Annotated in this window: 23 protein-coding genes and 2 pseudogenes; 17 read left to right on the top strand and 8 right to left on the bottom strand. The window is 48.4% G+C overall.

Annotated features, from left to right (window positions below; translation table 11 throughout):
• Positions 1-239: 239 nt before the first annotated feature.
• A complete protein-coding gene (locus H583_RS0105360) occupies positions 240-869 on the bottom strand; it encodes a LysE family translocator (RefSeq protein ID WP_028559580.1) in 630 nt (209 codons plus the stop codon).
• 147 nt (positions 870-1,016) lie between these two features.
• On the opposite strand from H583_RS0105360, the gene pdxR reads away from it, so the two are divergent.
• Complete coding sequence (gene pdxR, locus H583_RS0105365; RefSeq protein WP_028559581.1) at positions 1,017-2,477, top strand: MocR-like pyridoxine biosynthesis transcription factor PdxR; 1,461 nt, start codon at positions 1,017-1,019, stop codon at positions 2,475-2,477.
• Positions 2,478-2,522: 45 nt separating this feature from the next.
• Here pdxR and H583_RS0105370 read toward each other — a convergent pair whose 3' ends face one another.
• Positions 2,523-3,392 (bottom strand): AraC family transcriptional regulator, encoded by an 870-nt coding sequence (locus tag H583_RS0105370; RefSeq protein WP_028559582.1) that lies wholly within the window; start codon positions 3,390-3,392, stop codon positions 2,523-2,525.
• A gap of 136 nt (positions 3,393-3,528) precedes the next feature.
• On the opposite strand from H583_RS0105370, the gene H583_RS0105375 reads away from it, so the two are divergent.
• Both H583_RS0105375 and H583_RS0105380 read left to right on the top strand, forming a co-directional pair.
• Positions 3,529-5,088: a HEAT repeat domain-containing protein gene (locus H583_RS0105375; RefSeq protein ID WP_245585845.1), complete on the top strand. Its 1,560-nt coding sequence runs from the start codon at positions 3,529-3,531 to the stop codon at positions 5,086-5,088.
• A gap of 130 nt (positions 5,089-5,218) precedes the next feature.
• Positions 5,219-5,569, top strand: a complete 351-nt coding sequence (locus H583_RS0105380) for a GNAT family N-acetyltransferase (RefSeq protein WP_245585849.1) — start codon at positions 5,219-5,221, stop codon at positions 5,567-5,569.
• A gap of 121 nt (positions 5,570-5,690) precedes the next feature.
• Here the strand turns inward: H583_RS0105380 and H583_RS0105385 are convergent, their stop codons facing one another.
• Entirely contained in the window at positions 5,691-6,398 is a 708-nt protein-coding gene (locus tag H583_RS0105385; RefSeq protein WP_028559585.1) for a DinB family protein, read from the bottom strand.
• Positions 6,399-6,745: 347 nt separating this feature from the next.
• On the opposite strand from H583_RS0105385, the gene H583_RS0105390 reads away from it, so the two are divergent.
• The 5 genes from H583_RS0105390 (at position 6,746) to H583_RS0105410 (ending at position 14,100) form a co-directional block, all read left to right on the top strand.
• Positions 6,746-8,848: a class I SAM-dependent methyltransferase gene (locus H583_RS0105390; RefSeq protein ID WP_028559586.1), complete on the top strand. Its 2,103-nt coding sequence runs from the start codon at positions 6,746-6,748 to the stop codon at positions 8,846-8,848.
• Between the two features lie 72 nt (positions 8,849-8,920).
• Complete coding sequence (locus tag H583_RS0105395; RefSeq protein WP_028559587.1) at positions 8,921-9,694, top strand: NUDIX hydrolase; 774 nt, start codon at positions 8,921-8,923, stop codon at positions 9,692-9,694.
• A gap of 36 nt (positions 9,695-9,730) precedes the next feature.
• Entirely contained in the window at positions 9,731-10,279 is a 549-nt protein-coding gene (locus H583_RS0105400; RefSeq protein WP_028559588.1) for a cysteine hydrolase family protein, read from the top strand.
• Between the two features lie 83 nt (positions 10,280-10,362).
• Entirely contained in the window at positions 10,363-11,805 is a 1,443-nt protein-coding gene (locus H583_RS0105405; protein WP_028559589.1) for a nicotinate phosphoribosyltransferase, read from the top strand.
• Positions 11,806-12,366: 561 nt separating this feature from the next.
• Complete coding sequence (locus H583_RS0105410) at positions 12,367-14,100, top strand: proline--tRNA ligase (protein WP_028559590.1); 1,734 nt, start codon at positions 12,367-12,369, stop codon at positions 14,098-14,100.
• A 38-nt stretch (positions 14,101-14,138) separates the two neighbouring features.
• Here H583_RS0105410 and H583_RS31955 read toward each other — a convergent pair whose 3' ends face one another.
• Positions 14,139-15,164, bottom strand: coding sequence for an acyltransferase family protein (locus tag H583_RS31955; RefSeq protein ID WP_051236014.1), 1,026 nt, complete (start codon positions 15,162-15,164; stop codon positions 14,139-14,141).
• A 279-nt stretch (positions 15,165-15,443) separates the two neighbouring features.
• On the opposite strand from H583_RS31955, the gene H583_RS37845 reads away from it, so the two are divergent.
• The 3 genes from H583_RS37845 to H583_RS31960 all read left to right on the top strand — a co-directional run bounded on the left by H583_RS37845 (position 15,444) and on the right by H583_RS31960 (position 18,324).
• Complete coding sequence (locus H583_RS37845) at positions 15,444-15,575, top strand: hypothetical protein (RefSeq protein WP_281170097.1); 132 nt, start codon at positions 15,444-15,446, stop codon at positions 15,573-15,575.
• Between the two features lie 605 nt (positions 15,576-16,180).
• Entirely contained in the window at positions 16,181-16,555 is a 375-nt protein-coding gene (locus H583_RS0105425; protein WP_028559591.1) for a VOC family protein, read from the top strand.
• A 587-nt stretch (positions 16,556-17,142) separates the two neighbouring features.
• Positions 17,143-18,324: a DNA glycosylase AlkZ-like family protein gene (locus tag H583_RS31960; RefSeq protein WP_051236016.1), complete on the top strand. Its 1,182-nt coding sequence runs from the start codon at positions 17,143-17,145 to the stop codon at positions 18,322-18,324.
• 101 nt (positions 18,325-18,425) lie between these two features.
• Here the strand turns inward: H583_RS31960 and H583_RS0105435 are convergent, their stop codons facing one another.
• From H583_RS0105435 to ilvD, 3 genes are all read right to left on the bottom strand, one after another.
• Positions 18,426-18,764, bottom strand: a complete 339-nt coding sequence (locus tag H583_RS0105435) for an MGMT family protein (protein WP_028559592.1) — start codon at positions 18,762-18,764, stop codon at positions 18,426-18,428.
• 187 nt (positions 18,765-18,951) lie between these two features.
• Entirely contained in the window at positions 18,952-19,617 is a 666-nt protein-coding gene (locus H583_RS0105440; protein WP_028559593.1) for a GntR family transcriptional regulator, read from the bottom strand.
• A gap of 244 nt (positions 19,618-19,861) precedes the next feature.
• Positions 19,862-21,556 (bottom strand): dihydroxy-acid dehydratase, encoded by a 1,695-nt coding sequence (gene ilvD, locus H583_RS0105450; RefSeq protein WP_028559594.1) that lies wholly within the window; start codon positions 21,554-21,556, stop codon positions 19,862-19,864.
• Positions 21,557-22,082: 526 nt separating this feature from the next.
• Here ilvD and H583_RS37480 point away from each other — a divergent pair.
• The 3 genes and pseudogenes from H583_RS37480 to H583_RS0105470 all read left to right on the top strand — a co-directional run.
• Positions 22,083-22,217, top strand: a pseudogene (locus H583_RS37480) (DUF6530 family protein); the annotation flags it as partial.
• A gap of 1 nt (position 22,218) precedes the next feature.
• A complete protein-coding gene (locus H583_RS0105465; RefSeq protein WP_028559595.1) occupies positions 22,219-23,427 on the top strand; it encodes an MFS transporter in 1,209 nt (402 codons plus the stop codon).
• 234 nt (positions 23,428-23,661) lie between these two features.
• A complete protein-coding gene (locus H583_RS0105470; protein ID WP_028559596.1) occupies positions 23,662-24,141 on the top strand; it encodes a DUF6530 family protein in 480 nt (159 codons plus the stop codon).
• A gap of 230 nt (positions 24,142-24,371) precedes the next feature.
• Here the strand turns inward: H583_RS0105470 and H583_RS37850 are convergent, their stop codons facing one another.
• On the bottom strand, positions 24,372-24,686 hold the full coding sequence (locus H583_RS37850; RefSeq protein ID WP_081666996.1) for a DMT family transporter: 315 nt from the start codon (positions 24,684-24,686) through the stop codon (positions 24,372-24,374).
• A 46-nt stretch (positions 24,687-24,732) separates the two neighbouring features.
• Between H583_RS37850 and H583_RS35935 the strand changes: the two are divergent.
• From H583_RS35935 to yfmT, 3 genes and pseudogenes are all read left to right on the top strand, one after another.
• Positions 24,733-24,858: pseudogene (locus tag H583_RS35935) on the top strand (CGNR zinc finger domain-containing protein); the annotation flags it as partial.
• Complete coding sequence (locus tag H583_RS0105480; RefSeq protein ID WP_245585846.1) at positions 24,855-25,349, top strand: VOC family protein; 495 nt, start codon at positions 24,855-24,857, stop codon at positions 25,347-25,349. The pseudogene H583_RS35935 and the gene H583_RS0105480, both read left to right, overlap by 4 nt.
• A gap of 76 nt (positions 25,350-25,425) precedes the next feature.
• Positions 25,426-26,880, top strand: a complete 1,455-nt coding sequence (gene yfmT, locus H583_RS0105485) for a benzaldehyde dehydrogenase (RefSeq protein ID WP_028559598.1) — start codon at positions 25,426-25,428, stop codon at positions 26,878-26,880.
• Positions 26,881-26,891 lie beyond the last annotated feature (11 nt).

Genomic DNA, 26,891 nt, shown 5'->3' on the forward strand with positions numbered 1-26,891 from the left:
TTAAGCTATGAATGATTCTACCTTATCCGGCAGCGGTAGTAAATATGTATAAGGTTATGATGTGATTTGTGCAGGTGAAATTGTTTGACCACTTGAAAAAAAGATGAGGCAGGAGAGATCTAAAACTCTCCTGTCTCATCTTTATTTTAGTATAAGTTTCACTTTATAAACGGCTTCTGGTTTTATATGAAACGACGTTGTGCCTGTTAAAGACGGCACAGCCGTTTACACTTGTGAAGTTAGCTGAACACTGCCTGGAAAAATTGATAGCCGAAGTAGAAGCTGAAGCCAAGCAGCAGGCAGCCGGCTGTAATGGAGAACCATCTCAGGAAGGTCTCACTGACAAAACGTCTTGTATAATGAACAAATCCCATTAATGATACATCATGCAGCAAAATGCCCGCCAGTATGCCTGCGGCTGCCGTCAAGAAACCGAACGGAGTCGTGGATTGCTCGAAGGAAGCGGCAAGCACGGTCCCGAATACGCCAATCCAGAACACAATATTGGAAGGGGAAATAGCAGCCAGCAGACCGGACAGATAGGATTTTTTTATGGAGCGGGAGTTCGGCTCGCCGTCCATCTCTTTTTTTCTCCTGCTCTCTTTGAAAGAGTCAATGCTTAAATAAAGCAGGAACAGACAGCCGATCAGCCACATTACCTGCTGGACGGCGGGCAGATTCAGATAGGTGGAAAATCCAAAGTAGATCAGCATAATCATCAGGAGATCAAAGGTCATCCCCCCAAGTCCAACCATCCATCCGTAAAGAAATCCATTGCGCAGTCCCTGTTTCATCATTTGAATGGTAACTGTCCCTACCGGAATCGAGATGGACAGCCCCAGCAATGCGCTTGTAAAAAAGTTGTTCAATTCTCTTGTTCTCCTTGTCTATGAAGTAAAGTTCCTGCAGATTTGCCTGCTTTCAAATCTGCTTGCGGTCTGATATAGTTTATAAAGTTTCTGTCCTGTTGGGAAGTGACAGATTAATAGATTTGGACAGGGACAGAAGGGGGACAAATGCTGGAATGGACTATTCCTTTGTATGACAATCATACAGAGCCGAAATATATGCAAATCTACGCTTATATTAAATCAGAAATTTTGAAGGGAGGAGCGCCTGCCTTATCCCGATTGCCGTCTGTGCGGGGACTAGCAGACAATCTGGGTGTCAGCAAAAATACGGTGGAGGCAGCCTATCAGCAGCTGATCGCTGAGGGCTATGTGGAGAGCAGGGCTAAAAAGGGACTATTCGTTGCGGATTGGGACCAGGAGGAGCTTCCGCTGCTGCCGAAGCTCCCTGCCGCCGGGCAGAGAGCAAGGAGCAATCGTTTGGGCTCTGTGGCTGCAACTGCGGGGCAGTCGCAGCCCCTGCTTGATTTTCGTCACGGCTCCGTTGACCCAGACAGCTTCCCGCTGGTATTGTGGCGCAAATTCTCCAATGAACTGTTTAAGACGCAGCTTAAGGAAGCTACAACATATGGGATGCAGCAGGGTGAGTTGCGGCTGCGTGAGGAGATTGCAGCTTATTTATACCCGGCGAGAGGTGTAGTCTGTACGCCTGATCAGATAGTAATTGGAGCAGGCATCCAGCAGCTTCTGATGCGTATTGTGCAGTTGATCGGGATCAACGGGCAGACCATCGCGATGGAGGACCCCGGTTATGACGGGGCCCGAATCATTTTTGACAGCTTTAACTTCAAGCTGTCCCCGATTCCTCTGGAGCCGGACGGGATCAGCATGGAGGTGCTGGAGCAGAGCGGGGCGGAGCTTGTGTATGTCACGCCGCCTTATCAGTTCCCGTGCGGGATAGTCATGCCGCTCGCCAAACGGAGGCGGCTGCTGCAATGGGCGGAACGCCAGGATGCCTTCATTATTGAAGATGATTATAATGGGGAATTCAAGTATGGGACAAAGCCGATTCCGGCGCTTCAAGGGCTCGATATGAACGGGAGAGTCGTCTATCTGGGAACCTTCTCCAAGACGCTGCTCCCCTCGTTGCGACTGAGTTACATGGTACTGCCGCCGAAACTGCTTGCCCGCTACACGGACAGGTTTGCGCTGCTGGAACAGACGGCTTCCAAGCTCCATCAGTTGACACTGGCATCTTTCATGGGCAGCGGACATTGGGAGCGGCATCTGCGGCGCTTAAGAAAGATTTACCGCCGCAAGCATGATGTGCTCGTTCAGTCTATTGGACATCAGTTTGGAGATGAAATACGCATCATATCCGACCGTTGCGGTCTGCACCTGACGGTAGAAGTCCGTACCACATTCAGCGAGGCTGAACTTGTGAAATCTGCTATGGAGCATGGGGTAAAGGTCTATCCGCTTTCGCCTTACCGGATGGTTCAGGAGGACGGGTATCCGCGGCTGCTGCTCGGTTTCGCCGGTTTGAACGAGCAGCAGTTGAAGGAAGGGACTGCGAGACTCAAGCAGGCATGGGATGGCGGGATGCATCGCAGACAGATGGGGGAGTAAGAACAGAGGCATACCATTTCTGTTGTTTGGCTGCTCCCGCAACCATTATTCCGTATGCTGCTTCTCCCTGAACTCCCGTGGCGTCAAGCCTGTAAGCTGTCGGAAAAGCTTGGAGAAGTAATGAATGGACGAGAAGCCATGCTTCTCTGCAATTTCCGTAATGCTAAGATCAGCAGAGCCCAAGTCATCCTTGGCTCTGCTGATCCGAAAGTTATTCATGTACTGTACGGGGGACAGTCCAGTGGCTTGCTTGAACAGCTCGAAAAAGTAGCCCCGGCTGATTTTCAGCTCCATATAATAAGCCTCCAAAGGCTTCAGATTGCCCTGCACCATATCCTGCTCCATCCGGTCCAGCAGCTTGTACATTCGGGGATCAGGGAAGTTATCATCCGGCAGCACCTGGGTCAGGAAAAAATCAATGAACTGCTGGAATTGGTACTGTACCTTCAGGTTGCGCATGAAGGAGCGCTCACTGGTATAATCATTGGCCGTATAGAAACGCCTGAACCAGTCGATCCATACGCGCAAGTTCTCTGCCCTTGAATACTCGGGGAGCGGGTAAGGGAACGCAGGCCCGACAAGGGTTGTGCGAAGCTGGGGGAAATCGTAGCAGATTGCGCTGGCATTCTCAAAGACAGAACTCCGGTCCATAAAAGCCCAGTCAAAATAACAGCAAATGTGGACCATCGGGTCTTGCGTATCCGCAATCCATTCATGCGGCTGTCCGGCCGGGATATATACAAGGGACCCGGAGGCAGCCTCATGTTTGCGGCCGCAAGTGCTGATAATACCCTTGCCTTCACTGATCAGATATAGGGATGAGGTATAGCAAATTCTAGGATAACTGGTCTGCCCTTTGGAGAACCGATACTCTGTTGCATAGTACACATAGGGATGCAAAGCGGTGAAATCCATCCTGTGTCAGTCCTTTTTATTCGAATATTAATCTGACTATTGTATAAAAGAATGACTTTTATGTAAATACAATTTTACCCCCTCTTGTTACACTTATCACTGTAAGGATAAGTAAAAATCAGAGAGGTGCATCATAATGGATACGAAATATTTGTTGACGGATGAACAAATGACGCAATTTATTACAAAAGGATATCTGGTCCTCCAGAACGACTTGTCTCAGCAGTTGCATGAGAATGTTATGAAGCGTATTTACAATGTCATTCATGAGGAAGGAAATCCGGGAAACAACATTTTGCCGCGGGTACCCGACATTCAGCAGTTTTTCGACACACCAGCCGTTCGCGGGGCGCTGACGAGTGTGCTTGGGCCGGATTATTACATGCATCCCCACCGGCACTGCCACTACAATCAGCCTGGAAACCAGGCTCCTGGCGGAGGTCAATGGCATAAGGACGGATATTGGTCATCCATGCGAAGCCACCGCCCATGGTGGGCGATGGTCTTCTACTATACGCAGGATGTCACCGAGGAACTGGGACCGACAGCCATTATGCCGGGAACGCAGTATTATGAAAAGTTTCTGGGGGACAGAGGGGAGACGATTTTGCCGACCGGAAAAGCCGGAACCATGGTTTTGGTGCATTTTGACCTGTGGCACAAAGCGTCCCTGAATGTATCCCAGTATGACCGCTACATGCTCAAATTTCAATTTGTCAGGCTGCGTGCTCCCGAACTTCCGAGCTGGAATCATAAGAAGCAAGAATTGATTATTCCTGAGGGGGCATCAATTGTCCACCGCAGTCTTTGGCAGGATGTGTGGGACTGGCTGCGTGGAGACAAGACAGCGGGCGCAAACGGACAGCAGGCAGAAGAGAAGCTATTGCAAAAATGGGCGAATGAACTTGCATCGCCAGATGCTTCTGTACGGGAACAGGCGGCGGACGGGCTGGGGACAGGTGGAGAAGCTGCGGCCGGATATGCGCCGGTCCTGGGGCAATTGCTTTCCGACCCGGTGGAGACGGTCGCTTTGAACGCTGCTTATGCACTCGGAAGATTAGGGCCAAAGGGAGCCGAAGAATTGCTCGGACTGCTGGAAGAAGGCACGAATCTGGCCGCCTTGCGTGCTGCCTACGGATTACAGGCAAGCGGTGCTGAGGCTGTTCCGGGGCTAGTGGATTTGCTGCGTCGCGGGGATGCAAGACGCCGGGCATTGACAGCGTTTGCACTTGGAAGTATCGGGTCTGCCGCCAGGTGCAGCATTCCTTTCTTGATTGATGCCTTGAATGATGAGAGCGCCTGGGTCCGCCGAAACGCTGCAGAAGCGCTCGGAATGATCGGTGAACATCCGGAGCAGGTGGTCCCGGCACTCGCAAAAGCATTAATTACAGCTGTTGAGGCAGAGTCTGCCACAATTTCCGCAGAGGATGATCCGCATGAGCAGAGTCAAGGCTATATCACGAATAAAATTGGATACACAGCAGCGCTTTCTTTGCTCCGTACGGGCAAGCTGGGAGACGCCAAAGTTGTCGTCCACGCTTTGAATACCGCATTGAACAGCAAGGACCGTTATGTCCGGGCATATGCGTTCGAAGCGCTTGCCCATCTTCGGACAGAAGAAGCCATCGATGTTCTGGTTCGTGCGTACCGTTCGGCACGCTGGTGTCCGGATACGCATAAGGCGAGTGCGTTTTAAGTTATTATGGAGTTGCAGAAGGTTTTTTTGACCGGCTGTCGAAGTAATTGCAAATTAGGGCTTTTTTGTAAGACGAGTCCGCATCAGAGATGATGATGCGGGCTTGTTTCTGTTAGCCCTTCTTGATTGTTTGAAAGCAAAGCTTCATTCAGCTCTGGGGGCCGTAATACGTAGCGCAAATGCTATCAAAAAGGGGGAATGGAGCTTCTGTATTGCCTATGTAAACGGGAAGACCCCGGCGGGCGCAGCCGTGATGTATATGAATAAAGGCACAGCCAGTCTGACGTTTGCGGCTGTACTGCCGGAGTATCGGGGGCGGGGTATTCATCAGGCGCTTATCAGGAGACGGCTGGATCAGGCTAGCCGGTCCGGATGTACGCTGGCAGTCGGCCAGGCGGCCTATGTGTCTGCCAGCGCCCGGAATATGGAGCGCTCAGGCATGAAGCTCGGCTATACGCGCGCAACATGGACGAGCATGTGAATTTGCAGACATATATCAGAATCAGAACCGAAGGGAAACATCGTACATACGAGACCAGAAAGGCCGTTCTAAGGAGTAATTTTCCGATAGAACGGTTTTTTTATAAATTTAATAGGCTATGTTAATGTTTTGATTTTTTCATTTCCTTTTGCAACTTTTCCATTATACGGGCACATTTATTTAAGTGTAAAAAATTATGTCTTGTTGATGGCATTAACACAAGTCCAGCAATTGTTTTTTTGCTCCAATAATCAGCGATACCGCTTGCTTCTTGAAGAATAGCATTTTCATCAAACAACTTTTTGATTCTGCAATCTTGAACTTTATTTCTGAACTCGCCTGGTTGCAGTGACGAAATTATTTGTCGGGTTTGTTTTCCTACAGCTATTCTATATTCCAATAGTGAATCTATATGAATAACTGAACTTAGTTCTGCGATATCGTTATCACTCATGCTGTTTCCGCTATGGGGAAATCTGATGTTCATTTTTTGTAGCCAATTATCAGCATGAAGCACCTGCTGACTGTCTGCAACCAAAATATTCATTGTCATGTCCTCGACTCTTGCAATATGCCAGAGATGCCATACGATTGAGTTCTTTGTATCTGAAGCATTTACTGGATACCTCCTTAATGCACTTTCCTCCAAACTTTCCAAAACGATATCCTCCAAAGTATTGATGCAGCCGTTACTCATTTTCGCTGAGTATAACAAAGCATGGTGATTGAGAAATAGCTCAATCGCTCGAACATGTTCGTGTGGATTTAATATGATTTCAGTTAACTTCTTATGGTTTTCATTCCAAACCCTTCTTTGCTCCAAATCCATTGAAATCAACTCCAAAATATAAGTAGGGAAGCGCCCCGTTCCCTTAGCAAGCAAACGATGCTTGAGGAAGATGAGCATTTGTCTCTCTTACAGAAAACAGACAGGAAGAAACTAACATATTTTTCTTATTCGACGTGCTGTTCTCATATTCCTTGCTATCTAAATAACAGAACCAGGCCAAGCAGTTTTGCAGATACTTGCTTGCCACACCGTTAAAGCGGTCCATCCATCGTCTTAGCCGGCGATGAAATGCGCAGCCGTTCAGATTTGTGCTGAGGCTTTGTTGCCACGGCATGATTGTTGTAAAATAAGAAGATCAGATTTAGGAGAAACAGGGGGCAACAAGCATGACATTAAAATCACTTCAGGCGATCGCAGCATACAGGGGCGGCAATCAGGAGGTGTTGAACCGGCATCTGTGGCTGCACTATCTGGCATCAGCCGAGGAGAGGATTGTCAATTATGAACGGATTGCCTCATTGGAGGAACTGACGAATGCCAATCCGGTTCTGGATTATGTGCAGCGCAGCCTGCAGTTGCTGGAGCCGCTCAGGCTGTCATTTTGGATGAAGGATATTTTGGAAGAGGTGCTTATCTGGTCGGAGACGGCCAAGGGAGGCTCTGTGAAGGAGCGGATCGGCTGGCAGGAGCAGGGGGTCAATATTTTTGTTCATAATATGGGCTCCGCACAGCTGTATATGCAGCAATCCGGGCAGTCGGACACCGAAAGGACAAGAGTCATACATACTTTAATCCGCACTCACGGACTGATCGGACAGCAGCTGAGGGGAGAGGTCCCGGCTTCGGACAACCTCCCGCTGTCAGCTCTGGTACAGGATAGGCTGCTCGCTCCAGAGGAGCTGTTCCATCTGCTGACTGCGCTGAATTATTGCGTCATTGCCGCGGTATCCGTAGAGCTGTGGAATGAGGTGAAGGATGAGGTTAAGCGGCTCATTGAAGGGCTGGCTTATGAGCAGGAAGCGCCCCAGATTCCCTGGCCGGACCGGCTTCGCCAGCTGCGCGCCGCCCCGATTCAGAGAGGGGAGGACTTTGACCGCCAGCTTGCTGTCATTATGCAGGAGACGGATCTGGAGCAATTGTTATCCGGCATGGCAGATAAGACGTTCTGGTATGTGGAATCAGCGCTCGGCAGTTTCTCGCTGGACCACTTCCTTAAGGTAATGGCTCTTGCCCTGAACGGGCCGTATGCGGGTGGCATTCATCATATCAGCTTCGAGCCGCTCATGAATACGATGTACTATGATTACAAGGGCGCCAAGAAGATAAACGTGTACAAGCAGCGGATGATTGAGCATTATCTGAAGCAGCTTGACTGGGAAGATATTATGAGCAGAGCGGATGCTTCGGCTACAGCGCATCTCAGCCATCGGCTGGACAAGAAGCAGGGGCTTGAGGATACGATCTTTTTCAATCTGGCGTTTTCCCCGGCTGCCGAGAAGCTCATTGAGTTTTGCATCGAAGCGGAGAAGTCGCCATTATATGACCGGGCGGTACTGATGCTGTTTGATCTGTTCGGGCTGCGCCGCGACGCTTATGACCGTTTCCACAATGAGGAAGCTTATCTGGAGACGATGAATCAGACGGTCGATTACAAACGGGTCATTCTGGAATATGTGACCGGCAAGCAGGTTATGGATATCGGCCCGGGGGGCGGGGTGCTGCTTGACCTGCTGGAGCAGGAAATGCCGGATACAGAGCCGCTGGGAATTGATATTTCAATTAATGTTATTGAGACCCTTGGCAAACGCAAGCAGTTGGAGGGACGTCGTTGGGGGGTCATGCAGGGGGATGCGCTGCGCTTGAGCGAATACGTCAAGCCCGGCAGTGTGGGCACCGTCATTTTCTCTTCCATCATCCATGAGCTGTATTCCTATATTCCGTTCAATGGACAGCGGTTCAACCGAGATACGATCGCAGCCGCTTTAAGGAGCGCTTTCGAGGTGCTTCATGAAGGCGGCAGAATCATTATCCGCGACGGCATAATGACAGAACCGGTCACATTGATGCGGCGTGTCCGTTTTTTGGATCCGCTGGGCATAGAACGGCTGGAGCGGTATGCGGATGACTTTCAGGGGAGGGAAATTTTATTCGAACGGCTTGCAGACAATGAGGTATTGATGCCGGTCAATGACGCCATGGAATTTTTATATACGTATACCTGGGGCGACGAGTCCTATATCCATGAGGTGCAAGAGCAATTTGGCTACTTTACCCCGGGCGAGTATGTGGCATTCATTGAGGAAGTGCTCGGGGACAACGCAAAAATTATTGTCAGCCGCCACTACTTGCAGGAGGGATATACGGAAGCATTGGCCCGCAAGGTGGAAGTTATGGATGAGGACGGGCAACTGGTGCCGCTGCCAGACAGCACTTGTCTGATCGTCATTGAAAAAAATAGCAGGCCGGCCATTGACAAATTGTTTTCATAATATCATAATGATAATATCTAAATGACATTATAAATTCAAAGCCCTTTTGACCGGGATGAAGCAGGTGACAGATTGAGCGAACAAATCGAGAACGAATCCAATTATTCAGCAGGCAAATACCGTACGCCTGACGGGGCACCGGCAGATATTATTATTTTCACCATTACGTCTGAAGAACGGGCAGGTGCGAAGAAAGCTCTGCCGGCCCGGGAACTTCAAGTGATGCTGATTGAACGGAAGCGCTGGCCTTATGAAGGCAAATGGGCGCTCCCGGGCGGCTTCTGCAATGAATCCGAATCGATGGAAGATTGCGCAAGGCGGGAGCTGGAGGAAGAGACCGGGGTGCGCGATGTCCATATTGAATACTGCAATGTGTACAGTGCGCCGGGCCGCGACCCGCGTGGCTGGATTATCTCTCACGCCTTCGTCGCGCTGGTTAATGAGACAGAGCTTACAGGCAGGCGGGCGGCCGATGATGCTGCCGATGTCAGACTGTTTCCGGTTAGTGAAGCGCAGAAGATGGAGCTTGCTTTTGACCATAATCAGGTGCTGGAGGACGCGCTCGCCCATATCCGCCACAAAATGCTGACGACGACGATTGCCAAGGAATTTTTGCCCGAGGAATTTACCGTCAGTGAGCTGTATCAGGTGATTCAGACTATTGTGCCGGAATTCGCGGATCAGAACTTTCTGAGGAAAATTACATCGACACAAAGCCGCAAAGGAATTATTGAAGAAGTGCTGGATGAGGACGGCAAGCGCAAAATGTCCAATCGCTATTCCCAGCGGGCTGCACAGCTTTACCGGTTTACAGGCTATAAGCCCCAGTTGTCCTTGTACAGCTAATATTGCAGACATGTCTGCACCGGGAGGATGAAGGATATGAAAGCATTGATTGTCGTGGATTATACAGTGGATTTTGTAACGGGCAAGCTTCCGTGCGGTGATCCTGCAATTGCCATTGAGGGGCGGATTGCGGAGCTGACCAGGCAGTTTGCCGGGGCTGGCGACTTTGTCGTCATGGCTGTCGATCTTCATGATGAGGGCGATGTCTATCATCCGGAGCACAAGCTGTTCCCGCCTCATAATATCCGGGGCACAGAGGGACGCGATCTGTATGGCAAGCTTAGCGATGTCTATGAGGAATTACAGGAACGGATCGTCTGGATGGACAAAACGAGATACAGTGCGTTTTGCGGGACGAACCTTGAGCTGGAGCTGCGGGCAAGAGGCATTACAGAGCTTCATCTTGTCGGCGTATGTACGGATATTTGCGTGCTGCATACTGCTGTGGATGCTTACAACAAAGGGTTTGCGATTACCGTTCATGCTGATGCGACAGCGAGCTTTAACCAGGCGGGCCATGAATGGGCGCTGGGGCATTTTGAGCATACGCTGGGGGCGCAGGTGGCGGGCAACAATAACGGGTAAGATAAAGAATATGCAAGTTGCAAAGCACGGAGTGCAGTGCAGATGAGATATGAGCTGCCAGGAGAGACTTGGAGGGACCCAACATGAATTACGAGAATTTGACGCTTCATACCGATAAATATCAGCTGAATATGATGTATGCCCACTGGATTCAGGGAACGCATAACAACAAGTCTGTATTTGAAATCTATTTCCGCAAGCTGCCGTTCGGCAACGGCTATGCTGTATTTGCGGGACTGGAGCGGATTGTCCATTATATTCAAAATCTGAAGTTCGACGATGCCGAAATCGAGTATTTGCGGATGCAGGAGGAGCAGTATTCCGATGCCTTCCTTGAAGAGCTGCGCAGCTTCCGGTTTACCGGCAGACTGGATTCAGTGACGGAAGGGACACTCGTCTTCCCCGGTGAACCGCTGATCCGGGTGGAAGCCAGGCTGTTCGAGGCGCATTTGCTGGAAACCGCCATGCTGAACTTTATGAATTATCAGACGCTGATAGCGACTAAAGCTTCACGGATCAAGCAGGTTGCGCCGAATGATACGCTGCTGGAGTTCGGTACGAGAAGGGCGCAGGAGGCGGACGCCGCCGTATGGGGAGCACGGGCCGCTTACATCTCGGGCTTCCACGCGACCTCGAATATGCGGGCAGGCATGCTGTTCGGCATCCCGGCCAAGGGCACGCACGCACATGCCTGGGTGCAGAGCCATGATACAGAAGAAGAAGCGTTCCGCCGTTATGCGGAGGCGCTGCCTGACGGGGTGACGCTCCTGGTCGATACGTATGACACGCTGAAAAGCGGTGTTCCGGCAGCGATCAAAATCGCCCGGATGCTGAGGGAGCAGTCGAAGGAATTGAGTGCAATCCGTCTGGACAGCGGCGACTTGGCCTACTTGTCCAAGCAGGCCAGACAGATGCTGGACGATGCCGGGTTCCCTGCGGTCAAGATTGTAGCTTCCAATGATCTGGACGAAAATATTATGCTCAATCTGAAGGCGGAAGGGGCACGCATCGATATTTGGGGCGTAGGCACACAATTGATTACGGCTGCCGACCAGCCAGCGCTCGGGGGCGTATACAAGCTGGTTGCCAGAGAGAAGGATGGCGCGTACGAGCCCGTCATCAAGATTTCGGGCAATCCGGAGAAGATATCCAATCCTGGAGCCAAGGATGTGTACCGTCTTATTAACACGGAGACCGGCAAAGCCGAAGCCGATTATATTACACTTGCCGGTGAGGCACCGCCTGCTGCCGGCAAGCCGATCAAGCTGACCGATCCGCTTCACTCTTATCGCCAAAAGCAAATCGAGAATTACGAGGCGGTGCCGCTGCTGGAGCCGGTCTTTGAAGAGGGAGAGCTGGTGTACGCGCTGCCGTCGCTGGAGCAAATCCGCAGGCACCACGAGCAGCAGAAGAAGCTGTTCTGGCCGGAATATTTGCGCAAGCTCAACCCGGAGGTTTACCGTGTCCATCTGAGCGATGAGGCATGGGATTTGAAGAAGCGGCTGGTGCGGGAGCATCAAGGGTAAATTGCAGTGAAATTGCCTAATACCAGAGGTTTTCTGCGGCAGATGTTGCCTGTCATGCAGCCCTGGCTGGCAGATTAGCCACCGGTCCACCCGGGCAGCTTATAGGCGATATGAAAAAATCTGTTCTTGACGGTCCGTGGGAAATGCTGTAAAGTTATAAAAAATTTCAAACGTAAAATGTGATGACCAAGGAATGAAATCAGGCACTGCCGTTCCAGAGAGAGGGCCCAAGGCTGCGAGGCTTTTCGGTTCAGGCTGATTCCACCCGCCTTGTGAGCAGAAATGGCGAACGATGTTAGTCAAGTAGCGGTTTCCAGGCTGAGCCTGTTATAAGCTTGAAGGAGTACAGCCTTGCTTTGCTGTGCTCAAATTAGGGTGGTACCACGACGCATTCGTCCCTGACGGATGCGTCTTTTTGTTGTTCCACCGTGCAGGACATGGGCTGCTGCAAGGATGGAATGAGCATAATAGCCGCCAAGCTTATACAGGTACAGGGATAAGAGTTGCAAGCTTCACGAATATACGTTAGCCCCTGACTGCGAAGAGAGAGGATGAATGAACGTGCTGCAAAATCAATTATTAGTGCCTACACTGCGTGAAGCCCCTTCCGATGCAGAGGCTGCCAGCCACCAGCTGCTGCTACGTGCCGGATATATCCGCCAAATGGCAGCGGGAATTTATACGTTTTTGCCCCTGGGACTTAAAGTATTGCATAAAATTAGCGCCATTATCCGGGAAGAGTTGAATGCGGCGGGTGCCCAGGAACTTCTGCTGCCCGTGCTTCAACCGACTGAGCTGTGGGAGGAGTCTGGCCGTTATCATGAATATGGACCGGAGTTGATGCGCATCCATGACCGTCACGGACGGGAATTTGCACTCGGTCCGACACATGAGGAAATTATTACGGCTCTGGTGCGCAGCGAAATCAGCTCCTACCGGCAGCTCCCGCTCACGCTGTATCAGATTCAGAGCAAATTCCGCGATGAGCGCCGCCCCCGCTTCGGCCTGCTGCGCGGACGGGAGTTCATGATGAAGGATGCGTATTCATTTAGCGAAAGCCGGGAAGACCTTCGTGTAATCTATGTGCAGATGTTTCAGGCTTATGAACGGATTATGACACGATGCGGACTGAATTTCCGTGCGGTGGAAGCCGACGCAGGCTCAATTGGCGGAGAAGGTGATACGCATGAATTTATAGTTTTGTCAGAGATTGGCGAGGATACCATCGCGGCTTGCAGCAGTTGTGGTTATGCGGCCAACCTGGAGAGAGCTGAATCGGCTATGCCAGTCGCGGATTCGTTGGCTGCTGATTCCTTGGATGCTCTTGCAGAGATACGGCCTATCGAGAGATTCCCTACTCCTGGTATGAGAACGATCGATGAGCTGTGCAGCGGGCTTGGACTAAAGCCGGAGAATATCATCAAAACACTGATTTATATGGCTGATGGTGAGCCGTTAGCAGTGCTGTTACAGGGCGGTCATGAGGTGAACGAGATCAAGCTGGGCCAGCTCTGCAAGGCTGCAAAGCTCGAGCTGGCAGATGAAGAGACCATCCGGCGGCTGACCGGGGCGCCATGCGGATTTGTCGGTCCAGTCGGCTTGAAAATTCCGCTGATTGTCGACCGGCATGCAGCGGTCATGAATGAGGCTGTGACTGGCGGCGGCGAGCAGGATGTTCATTTCCGTCATGTCAAGCCGGGCCGGGATTTCAATGTGGAGCTGACCGGGGATATTGTCAATGTGCTGGAAGGCGAAGGTTGTCCGCGTTGTGCGGAAGGAAGGCTTGAATTCCACCGCGGTATTGAGGTCGGGCATGTATTTGAGCTGGGTACAAAATATAGTGCGAAGCTTGGCGCCCAGTTCGTCAACCGGGAGGGCATGCAGCAGGATGTAATGATGGGCTGCTATGGGATTGGCATTTCTCGCCTGATGGCGGCAATTGCCGAGCAGCATCATGATACCGGGGGTATTCGCTGGCCGCTGGCTATTGCGCCGTTTCAGATACATCTGCTGACAATCTCGGACAAGGATGAAGCCCAGGCTTCGGCAGCATCCAGTCTGTATAAGCAGCTTCGGGCTGCAGGGCTTGAGGTGCTGCTGGATAATCGCGAGGAACGCCCGGGCATCAAGTTCAAGGATGCCGACCTGATCGGTATTCCTGTCCGTATCGTGATCGGCAAGCTGGCAGGCGAAGGGCAGGTCGAGCTTAAGTTCAGAGCGGAGGAGGGGAGCCGCCTTATGGATATAGAAGCGGCCTTGACAGCTGTTCGAGAATACTGCAACCCCCTGAAGTGACCCTTCACGGTCAGGGAGCGTGCAGGTACAGTGTTTCATCATCCGGTCAGCTTGCGCAGTATGGGAATGCGTACGATGACAGCGGACATGACAATTGACAGCAGGCAGACAGCCAGATAGTGCAGCAGCGTATTTGCAATAAAAAGATGATCCAGATTGGCGGCTTTGGATGCCCCTCGAACCAGTACAACCGCTAACGGATGTACAAGGTAGATCCAAACTCTCCATTTTCTGAATGACGCCACATCTTTCAGCTTCCAGGAAACTGCCCACCGGCAGAGAAAGTAACTAGCCAGAATCGCGGCAGCATACATGCTCTCATGGCGCGGGTATCCCGCCTCGCGCAGCCAGCTGCCTTCGGCCATTAGAAGCGCCAGAGATAGCAGGCTAATGACACCATAGAACAGAGGACGGGGCGGGGTGGTATCTGCCTTTTTAAGAACGATGGCTCCAAGTGCAATCGGCAGCGGGGCGAAGAACAGACCGTTGCGTGTATAGTCGAACCATTGGAACATTCCATCATACATTTGCTTCACGCCAGGCAGTTGCACGGCCAGCCCGTAATAGCTGTCCCCAAACAGGCCGATCAAAAATAGGGTACCTGTAATTAACAGCAGCATCAGTCTGGATACTTTGTTGTAAAGGAAATAGACAATGTGAACCCCGATCAGCAGAGAGGGAAAGAACCACAGATGATAGAAGGTTCCGTCAAACAAGATATCCCTGACAATTGAATAAAAGGTAACTTTTTTGGTGAAATAGCCTGTATACAGGTTCAAGGGGATAAACGCTGCTATGGCGAACGCATAGAGAAGCACAATCTTCTTGGCGTACCTGCGCAATAACGTCCGGTTATATTGTGTATCCTCTGTAAACTTGCGGAACAATAGAAATCCGGCAGAGATAAAAAAGATCGGCACGGCAACACGGCTAAGCATTCCGCTAAAGAAGAAATCTGCTTCCTTGCTGTAAGTGCTGAACGGTCCTGTGTGATTCGCGACGACCAGCAGGGCGGCAATGATTTTCAGCCAGTCCAGTCCGCTGTACATTTTCTTGTCTCTCATGGTAGTCTCCTGTTATGTGTTGTGGATGTGATCCTGTTGGATCGGATGATATATACCAGAATAAGAAACAACGTTTAAAAAGAAGTAGGAAAAATATAATTTTTTTCTTAATTTCGCGTAATGATCCGTTTAGAAAAAAAATAAAGAGATAGGACTATGTCAGAATTCGAACGTTCTGGGGCAGCTGCCCAAGCCGTGATATCCGTCACATTCAAAAGCTTCTTTACGGGGTAATATAAGGGTGTGAGAATCACCTGATCTGTAAAGGAGATGATGAACGTGATGAAAAACAAAAACAAATGGCCGCAGCTTGTTGCGGTGGTAACTGTTACCGCGCTGGTTTGGACCGCTTATGGAGGAAAAGACAGCCGTTCTGCAAAGGAAGAGAAAGAACCTTGCGAGGTTGAATAGTGAACAAAATTTTATAGTGACAAAGTATTCAAGCCGCGTTTGCGGCTTTTTTTCTTGCAACTTGTATTGGAGTATTGGTCGCAAAGAAGACAAACAAGGCCCGCGAAAGAAGAGAAATTCGTCGCGCCTTATTTTTTTGTTTTTAGCTACGAACGGTTTTTCTTAGGCGGGTAAGGCTTAAATCTAGACGAGCTCTCTTGTGGCAAAGTATAGTGCTTATTTATTGGATTTATTGTAAAATAAAAGAGAAATATAGAGGAAATTTGCATATCCTAATGAATTGTTTATGGTATTTGAAGGTTTGTATCTTCTCCATAGAGAAGAGGTCAAAATACTAGAGTAAACAGAAAATTAATTTATCATCTGAATTCTCATTTATTAAACAAAGAGGGAATATTATCTATGAAAAGAAGAAAAAAGAATGGAGCAGTAGGGTGAGAGCCGCGGCGAAAATGGGTCTGTCAAGAATTATGTGTAAATAGAAGATCCAGACGGGAATCAATTTATGGTTACAGAAAAAAATACTAAACCCTCTGTTTGGTTTTCAGTGAGTGTGTCGTTTATAAGTCGAGTTCACATTAATACTTAAGGAGGAAATCTTCAAGATGAGTCAAAGCCCATTTTTTGGAGTTGGTATTTTCGTCCCGGTCAGCGACCTGAATCGATCAACTGAATGGTACACCCGTGTGTTAGGATTTGAAATCAGGCATAAAGATGAACCGAACGCTACTGTGACTATGATGAATGATAACAAGATCATTTTTTGTCTCGTGCGTTCCTATAACATTGAACAGATACCGTTTCCGAAAAATGATTATGGTGTAGGACAGTATTATAACTTTCATACGTACGATGTAGAGTCGGCATATAACCTGCTACGGCAGCGAGGAGCCGATGTTGGTGAGATTGAGGAGTTCGACGGAATGCAAGGGTTTTCAATTCAGGATCCTGATGGGAACACATATGGGGTAGTGAAGTAAGGCCAACAATCAAGCTATTGACGTTCAGTTGAATTAACGGGAGACGTTATTTGAACAAATACAGCGGCAGTCTAAGACTTTATTTTTCAAGTCTTGGTCCGCCGCTGTTTCATTTTTATAGTCAGTCTAATACTTATTTTTCGAAGTCTGACGATTTTCAATCCTCATAAACCCCGTTAGATCAAGTCTTTCAGTCTATAACTTTATTTTAACTAGACAATTAATCGATTCGTTCAGTCGAATGAATGCCTTTGGGTGCCTTGGGGAACCGGAGGATATCGCAAAATGCGGTCGAACTGCTCGTCAGTGACAAAGTTATTCTAACAAGAAACATGTCAGAATGATTCAGATATGCTTCTTTCCATACATTGCTCACCTGAATCTCAGGTTCGGAATGGCAGTCTTGAACTCATTTTCCAGAACGTAAGTTCTGATAAAGTCTTGAGTTGGCAGTACTTTTTTTATATGATACCTATAAACGACAATTCTGATACAAAGAGATGATGCCAGAATCAGTGCTGACATATGGCGCCACGTGCAGAGACACAAAAGTTCTGGAGAAATAAAGAAGGGAGGGAGTTGTCTGAATGATAACCATTACAAAGCAAACTGCGAGAAATTTTTTGCTGCGCCGCATGATTTACCCGGAATTGCAGCAGCAGGGCGTCGTTCAACTGTTGCAATGTCTGGAAGCCATCCAGCTTGATCCGGTGGCCACTGTAGAACGCAACCACCATCTGGTGGCCGGTCTGCGTCTGCCTGCATTCACACCGGCGGACCTGGAAAATACATTGAAGAACGGACAAGCCTTTGAATATTTCGCACAAGCTGCTTGCATACTGCCGATGAAGGACTATCCGCTTTTTGCGGATCTTAGGGGGCAGATGAGAGCTGGTTCGCAGGATGAATTAAAGCGGTATGAATCGGCTGCCAGCTATATTTTATCCAAATTGGCCGATGAAGGCCCGCTTCCGTCCAATGCTTTTGCCAGTGAGACTAAAGTTCGTGGAGGGTGGCATACCGGGGAGGAGAAGACAAAGGAAACCTCGCATGTGCTGACATTGTTGTTCCAGTCCGGGCAAATTCAAGTCGTAGGCCGTGACGGAGCAACGCGGTTTTTCGCCAGAACGGAGGAAGCAATCCCTTTAGCCTTGCAACAGCAGGAATTGGAGCAAAGCAGTGAAGAGAGGTGCCATGCCCTGCTCAGAAAGTATGCCAGAGCGTACCGTTTGTTCAGTGCCGACGACGCCCGCTACGGCTGGCAGCCCAAATGCCCGGCGGCAGTCCGCAGAGGCCTGCATCAACAGTTTGTAGATAATGGAACCTTTACGGAAATTCAAATCGAAGGCGTAAAACGGTCTTATGCGGTATTAACCGAGGATTTGCCTGAGCTTCTGAATTGCCTGGAACTGGAGACGCCAAGGGGCATCCATTTTATTTCTCCGCTTGACTCGCTGCTATGGTACAGGGAGCGTATCGTGGATGTGTATGATTTTTATTACCGCTGGGAGATCTACACCCCCAAGGAAAAACGGACATATGGGGCATATGTGATGCCGATCTTGATGGACGGGAACTTGGTTGGGAGGATGGACCCCCTCTTTGACAGAAAAAACGGCATCCTGAATATTCAATTAATTTCCCTTGAATCGGACATTTCCTGGTCCAGCAGCCACAAATCCCGCCTGGTTGAAGCCTTTGACACGTTTGCAAAACAAATTGGAGCCGGGCAGGTCAGCTTGCCGGAGACTGTAACGATTAAACTCTAGCTTCTTTGTCTGCCATAGGACAAACTAAAACCACCAGTCCCTGACTATCTGCCGGGGAACTGGTGGTTACTTTGCAATCAGGGATTAAACAATAATAAGGCTTAAAAAAATTCACTATTAAATTCAAAATCCATAGCGTCTACTTTATATTGATAGATGGACAAATCGACAGTACGATCTTTGACAAACTCAATGCCCTCATCTTCCAGCATGTTTTGTTGTTGAGTGGCTCCCGTATCTGCCAGGGAGATTTCACCCCGGATATTCACCACTCTGTGCCAGGGCAGGCCGTGCTTTTCGCTCATCGAATGAAGTATTCTGACGACTTGCCTTGCCGCTCTGGAGCTGCCTGCGCATGCTGCTATCTGGCTGTATGTCATGACCTTCCCGGGCGGGATTGCCTTTATGATATGGATGACTTTGCTTGTAAACGGCTGCATTTCATTTTCACTCCTCACAGTGTTCCTCTAACGACTCCTGTTGCTCAGATTATCATATAAACATCAAAATGCAAACTGAAGCATGCATTGGCGGGCCTTATCCGGTTCAATTCTCAAAAAAACCTCCCTGAGCCGGGAAAGTTCACTGCCGACAGTGGACTTCATCCCGTGACCGGGGAGGTTTTTTTTATAGCTGCCCCTCAAATTCATGCAGCGGCCGGGTCAAATTTTGCTTAATGATGCGGGCTGCTTTCTCTGCATCCTGCACTTCCAAGGCTTGAATAATTTCCTCATGCTCATGGACAGCTGTCTGTGTCTGACCAAGAGGCTGATTCAAAAAGAGAAATTTGAAGCGCCGAATATGCATTTGCAGCGATGAGCAGAAAGAAATGATATAGGGGTTATCCGCAATTTCCAAAATCAGGTCGTGAAATTGTTCGTCATATTTCAGAGCCTGATAGGGATCCTTGTCCATAATGCTTTCGCTAAATGAAAGGTTCAGCTCACGCAATTGCCGGATTTGCTCAGGCTGAATGTTATTGGCCGCAGACTTGACAGCTACTGCATGGAGTGCCTCAAGCGGCTCGTACAGTTTGCTGATCTCGTGCTTATTAATGGTCGTTACCCGAGTGTCCTTGCCAGGAAACATCTGCACAAGACCTTGCGCTTCGAGCAGTTGCAGCGCTTCCCGGACAGGTGTCCGGCTGACACCCAGAGCATTGGCGATCTCGGCGTCATTCAGCTTTTCGTCCGGTTGCAGCGTACCTTCAATGATCCACTTCTGCAATTGGGACAAAGCCCGGTCTTTGGCTGTTGTACGGGCCGGAGTCGGATAATCGGAAGGAATTGGCATAGCATTCATCCTCTTCGTTGACATCTTGAATGTAATTATAGTGCATTCATATTTTAAATTTTAATATATCGCATTCTGCCAAGCAAATCAATCGGTTCACGACAGAAGATTGCAAAGACTGAAAGGAGCGTTTTGATATCCCAAAAAAACCGAGGCTGCATTGAGCAGCTTCGGTTTAATGTCTTTGGAAATACCGGGTGCCGGCTGGAATCCGTGCAGCAGCGGCTCTTATTGCTGGCATATATTAAGCGTCCGTAACTGCTCCTGTAGAGGCTGATGAGACAAGACGGGCATATTTACGAAGTACGCCTGTGGTTGCCTTGAGTGGGGGAGCCTGCCAGTGCCGTCGCCGTGCATCAATCTCTTCCGGCGATACATGGAACGTAATTTGCTGTGTGTCGCTGTCGATTGTTACCCGGTCGCCCTCCTGCAGAAAGGCGATTGGTCCGCCGTCCTGCGCTTCCGGAGCAACGTGGCCGATAACAAAACCGTGCGAACCGCCGGAAAATCGGCCGTCTGTAATGAGCGCGACTTTGCCGCCGAGGCCTTTGCCCGAAATCATGGCGGTCACGGAGAGCATCTCGGGCATGCCGGGTCCGCCCTTGGGACCGACATAGCGAATGACAACGACATCGCCGGTCTGAATTTGGTTGCTCATGATCGCTTCCGCTGCTTCTTCCTCACTGTCATATACACGTGCAGGACCGGAGAATTGGTGAACGCTCAGGCCGGACATCTTCGCTACCGCACCTTCCGGCGCGAGATTGCCTCTAAGGACGACAAGCGGGCCGGTTGCTTTCAGCGGATTGTCCAGCGGATAAATGATTTTCTGCCCTTCTTGCAAATCTGGAATACGTTGCAGATTTTCCGCCAGTGTCTTGCCTGTGACGGACATGCAATCTCCATGAAGCAGGCCATGTGCGAGCAGCAGCTTCATCACGCCCGGAACGCCGCCGACATCGTTTAAATCCTGCATTAAATACTGCCCGCTCGGCTTCAAGTCGGCGATATGCGGTACGCGGAGCCGAATCCGCTCGAAATCATCAAGCGTCAGCTTCACTTGAACGGAATGGGCAATGGCTGTCAAATGGAGCAGTGCGTTCGTAGAACCGCCAAGTGCCATGACGACCGTTATGGCATTCTCAAAAGCCTTGAACGTCATAATATCACGCGGATAGATGCCAAGACGAAGAAGTTCGACGACCGCCTTGCCGGCTTCGGCGCATTCAACAGCTTTATCAGGGGAAATAGCCGGAATTGAAGAAGAGCCCGGCAAAGTCATGCCCATTGCTTCAGCCGCAGCCGCCATAGTATTCGCTGTATACATCCCGCCGCATGCGCCTGCGCCCGGACAGGCATGACATTCAACCTGATGGAGCTCATGTTCATCGATCAAACCTTCCTGATATTGGCCGACTGCCTCAAAAGCGGAAACGATATTAAGATCGCGGCCATCCAACTTGCCAGGTTGAATCGTACCCCCATACACATAGACAGAAGGGATATTCAGTCTGCCAATAGCCATCAGGCATGCGGGCGTATTTTTGTCACAGCCGCCAATGGCGACAAGTCCGTCGAATCGTTCCGCATTGGCGACAGTTTCAATGGAATCGGCAATAATCTCCCTGCTCGGCAGGGAGAAACGCATCCCTTCATGACCCATGGCAATGCCATCAGACACGGTAATAGTATTGAAAATTAGAGGTGAGCCGTCATTGGACTGTGCGCCATTTTTAACTTGAACCGCGAGATTATTGATATGAATATTGCACGGTGTAACTTCACTCCAGGTGCTTGCCACGCCGATCATCGGCTTCTTGAAACTTTCGTCGGTAAAGCCTACAGCCCGCAGCATCGCCCGGTTCGGAACCCGGTTGACTCCTTCACTGATGACCTTGCTTCGAATTCGCAGGTCCTGTTCATTGTTCTGGTCTGGCATATTAGCAGCTCCCTTCAAGCTTTGAGATATCAGAAAATGACGGTTCTATCACAAGCATGACATAATACGTCCCGTTTACTAATATGTAATATATCGCATACATATATAAATATCAAGTTCAACAGTAAATGACCTTATTATTAGTCAGACAGGCAAGTTACTTCTTGAAAATAATTAATAGTAGTCGATATCAAGCAAAGAGGATTAAAGGTAGAGTTTGAGATGATGGCTTCTGAAATTATGATTTATGGAACGATTATCCTTTTTGATATTTTGCACAGGATAGGGCGAAATATCAATTCCCTTAAAAAGCAGCTTTGCCTGCTTCTTTTTTTGCGTTCGATTCTGCTCAATATTCGCTGTCGGCTTGGGCTGCACGATTTAGTTACCTGACAAGCAGTCAAAAAACAGCTGTAAAAAAACGGAAAGAAAAAACGGCTTGACGAACGAAAAAATCCAAGTTAATATAAAGCAGTTATTTAGTAAATTAGTAATTTAGTAAAAAAGTAAATTAGTAAATAGGAGGGTGGGAATCTGCACGGATAATGAAAGCATTAATGACGATATCAAACAGTTCAGCCGGGCTCTGAGCGACGACGATGAGCTGATTGCCGAACGCCTGAGGTCGTTATCACAAATTTTAGTGGATATGGGGTATTAGTATGTTTGCCAATCGTTATGTACGAACTATTATTCTTTCCCGGGTGCTGCTGCAATTGGGAATTTGGATCCGAAATTATTCTGTCCTTCTTTTTGTTACCGAATTAACGAATAATAATCCGGTATATGTTTCTTTGATTTCGGTAGCGGAATTCGCGCCCATCTTTCTGTTCGGCCTGATTGGCGGCACCTTTGCCGACAGGTGGCGGCCAAAGCGGACGATGGTATGGAGTGATCTGCTTTCTTCCTTGTCCGTTGTTGCTGTGCTGGTGGCCGTTATGAACGGGGGGTGGATTCCACTTCTTGTCGGTTCGTTTATTTCTGCGAGTTTGTCTCAATTTTCTCAGCCTTCGGCCATGAAACTATATAAGCGTCATGTGCCGGCTGAACAGCTTCAGGGTGTTATGGCAATGTCCCAAACGGTTGTTGCTGTCTTTACGGTTTTGGGTCCGGTTATCGGTACATTTATTTTCATTAAGTTTGGAATTCACGTCTCCCTGATTCTCACGGCAGTTATGTTCCTGGGTTCCTCGCTTATTCTGTTGTCACTTCCGCGTGACGGAGCAGAAGAGAGGTCCGGCAATGCAGGAGGCTTTATGAAGGAATTGACCGCAGGGCTGAAATATATCGGGTCCAACAAATCCTTGAGGACACTAAGCGTGACTTTCGCGGCTGTCGGATTGGCATCAGGACTGACTCAACCGCTGCAGATATTCCTTGTCATCGAGAAATTGGGACAGGACAAACAATTCCTTCAGTGGCTCGTTATGGCCAATGGTGCAGCAATGCTGGCAGGCGGAGCTGTCATTATGGGGATCGCCAAGAAAGTGAAGCCACAGGTATTGCTCTTCATCGGTTTGCTTGTTACTTCTGTCTGTACAATTGGAATCGGGGCGTCATCGATGATTTGGCTGACAATCGTTCTTTTAGTACTTAGCGGTTTGGTTTACCCTTGTATTCAAGGGGGAATTCAGACGCTAATTGTACGGAATACAGAAGGTTCTTTTATTGGCCGGGTATCCGGGGCCATCATGCCAGTGTTTATGGGGATGATGGTAACGGGGATGTTCATTACCGGCTACCTGAAGGAATCGTTCTCCTTGCTTTCGGTGTATGCCGCGAGCGGCGTTTTGATTATTGCCGGTGCGATTCTGCTGCTTCCTCTTGTCATTGATAAAAGCAGAAAAGCAGAGAATGGTCGAGTATTATAGTCAACAAAGACAGAGAATATAATATACAGTAAAAAGGTTAGAATAAAGCAACCCGCCAATCTGAAAATTGGCGGGTTTTCATCATTTGTAACAATATTTAAATGTCGGGGCACTCGAGTTGCCAAAACCATGGTTTGCTTCGCAGCCGCGGGATTGACTAACGATGAAATCCAAGATAAGATGAAACCGACGTTTAGTGAACTAGTAAATTGGAAAGAGGAAAGAAGGGGAAAGATGAAAATACCTACGACGTTAAAGCATAAGCCGGTTGTCGTTGTGGAAAATTATGAGAAGGTTGACGGCCGATTAGCCATGAACACGGATGCGAAAGGTCTTTCCCTGGGATTGGCTCAATGGAACGATAGAGGAAAGATTGATATTTCGGCCAAGGTATGGAGATATACAGGTGAAAAATGGTCCAGGCAATCGGAAGAACTGCCTCTCCATCGCGTGCTTGATTTGTCTGTTCTAATTTGCCGGTCTCTGGCTCATTTTCGCGAAGCCTACCGGTATGAGCATTTATATGACCCGGAACAACCAGCCATTGACCGGATTGGCCTGCAAGGCGATGCCATGACGGTAGAGATATGTACGGACAATGAGAAAATTAATGAAGACATAAAGCTGTTCAGCCAAGCTTTGAGCGATGACGATGAACTGATCGGCGAACGTCTGCGTACGTTATCCAAAATATTAAAGGATATGGGATACTGAAATATTTCCCGAAGGTTATGTTAGATATTTTGCATCAACGAAAAAATAGAGTTTACAAGCGGCAGGCTTGTGAACTCTATTTTTTTACGGGGAATGAAAGCCGTCCCCAAGCGGTCAATTCTCCCCGCTCCAGCCACAGTGTTTTGAGCAAAACTGAAATTGGTGCTTTACTATGTGCTTCAAAAAAGCGTAGCAGAAACTATTCATAAGGTGAGCTTTACTTTTGAGAACTACAATGTTAATTTTATATCCATAATAGTATGATCATGGATGCTATGATGGATAATTTCTAGTAATACAGATGAAAACAAATAAATTAGCTCCGTTCTGGATGGGGAAATTTCGGCTTCATCCGTTACCATTTTAAGACCCAAGATGCCTATTATAAGAACGACGATAAGTCCAATCTTGCTCCAACGAAACGGCTCATCAAAAAATGTCATTTCATTCATGACTGTCCCCATTGTGCCTAAACCGACAAATACGGCATACACCGTACTGGTTGGCAGCTTCTTCGCTGTATAGATTAAAAGAAATAGACTAATTCAAAACCACCTGCCAGTATAACAAGAGGTGCATCAGAATCAATTTGATGATTTGAATGAAGTGTTTTTTGATCAGAGCCGTAACCGAGCACGTCGTTGGTGCGATGACAAAGAATGCGGTAACTTGATGAAAGTTCGTCGATTTAGATCCCGGCAGAAGAACATGGAGTGAAGGCATGGCAAAAATCAGAGCTGGAGCTGCTGAACGAGGATGGCCATCCGGCGCCGCGGCGTTTTTGCTGCTGGTCTTCTGAACCAAAAGGAGCGAATAAAATGAACGATGCTTTTTTAACCAAACTGGAACACATGCAAATACCTGTTAGAGATTTAGATCAATCTATTCATTGGTATGTAACGAATCTGGGATTTCAATTAACAGGTAAATCAATAGAACATCATCATGCTTTTCTATCTTTAGAAGAAGGCCCCATGCTGATGTTATGGGAAACCAAGGAAGATACCCATGCAAACTTTAAATTTAACGGACAAACAATGCCGGTACTACTCTTTAATACAAGGGAAATACATACATTGCATGATCATTTAAAGTCGAAGAATGTTGAAATAACGTTTTATCAAGATGAAGGGTTTGGATGGGTTCTTAAATTTATTGATCTTAATGGAAACATGTGGGGAGTCATTCAATTGAACAACTGCATATAAAAAATTAACAATTAAGGGTATTATGTCGATAAATAATAAGTATAGATAGAGGTTTATTGACATTGGAGGGATAAGTATGATCTACTCACAGCTAGGACAACAATTTATAGGCGGGGAATGGAGAGACGGAAAGAGCGATAACACGCTAATTGATATCAATCCATATACTAGTGAGGTTATCACATCTTTTAAAATTGCCAATGTTGAAGATATCGATGATGCTTATCAGGCTGCACTAAAAGCTAAGCTGGAATGGGACAAAGTTAACGCATACAACAAACGTGATATTCTTGAGAATGCTGTCAAATATATTGAAGCGCATGAGGAAGAGATTGCTTCTATTATTGTTCAGGAACTCGGAGGGACCCGGCTGAAGGCCGCCTTTGAGATCGGTCTTGTGAAAAATATGATTAAAGAAGCGGCAACGTTCCCGCTTCGAATGGAGGGTAAAATTTTGCCTTCTACAGAAGATGGGAAGGAGAACCGCTTGTACCGGATTCCGGCTGGCGTTGTTGGGGTTATCAGTCCGTTTAACTTCCCTTTCTTCTTATCTATAAAGTCCGTTGCTCCAGCGCTCGGTGCAGGAAATGGCGTGGTGTTGAAGCCGCATGAGGATTCACCGATTACGGGAGGCACTCTGATCGGCAAAATCTTTGAAGAAGCTGGTGTACCCAAAGGTCTATTGAATGTTGTCGTGACAGATATTAAGGAGATTGGTGATTCATTCGTCGAACATCCGATTCCCCGTATCATTTCCTTTACGGGTTCGACAAAGGTCGGGAGCCATATTGGCCAAATAGCAGTCAAACACTTCAAAAAGCCGTTGCTGGAGCTCGGAGGAAATAGTGCATTCATCATTCTGGAGGATGCCGATATCGATTATGCAGTACAAGCGGCTACATTTAGCAGATTTACGCATCAAGGCCAAATTTGTATGTCCGCCAACCGTATTCTCATACATAAGGCTATTTATCAAAATTTTGTGGACCAATATAAAGAGAAAGTTTCTACACTTACAACTGGTGATCCGGGTGATCCGCAGACCATTATTGGCCCGGTCATAAACAACCGCCAAGCAGAGACGCTGGAGAAGTTAATTGCCAAGGGTATTGAGCAAGGAGCCGTTCCTCTTGTACAAGGCAGTATTGCCGGCAGAATGGTAGAGCCTACTGTATTCGTCAATGTGACACCAGAAATGGATGTAGCCCAAGAGGAATTGTTCGGTCCGGTTGTATGTATTATTCCATTTGAAACGGAAGAGGAAGCAATTGAAATCGCTAACGATACTCGTTTCGGGCTTAGCGGGGCTATTCATACTTCCAATATTGAACGTGGTGTCGAAATGGCGAAGAAGATTCACACCGGTATGATTCACGTCAACGACATTACGATCAATGACGAGCCGATTGTAGCTTTTGGCGGAGAGAAGCAGTCTGGTTTGGGCCGTTTGAATGGTCAATGGAGTCTGGATGAATTTACAACGTTGAAATGGATTTCAGTCAATTATGGTCAAAGAAAATTCCCGTATTAAGGTCTGGGGGA

This window comes from Paenibacillus pinihumi DSM 23905 = JCM 16419, assembly GCF_000422505.1.
GTDB classification, from domain to species: domain Bacteria; phylum Bacillota; class Bacilli; order Paenibacillales; family Paenibacillaceae; genus Paenibacillus_D; species Paenibacillus_D pinihumi.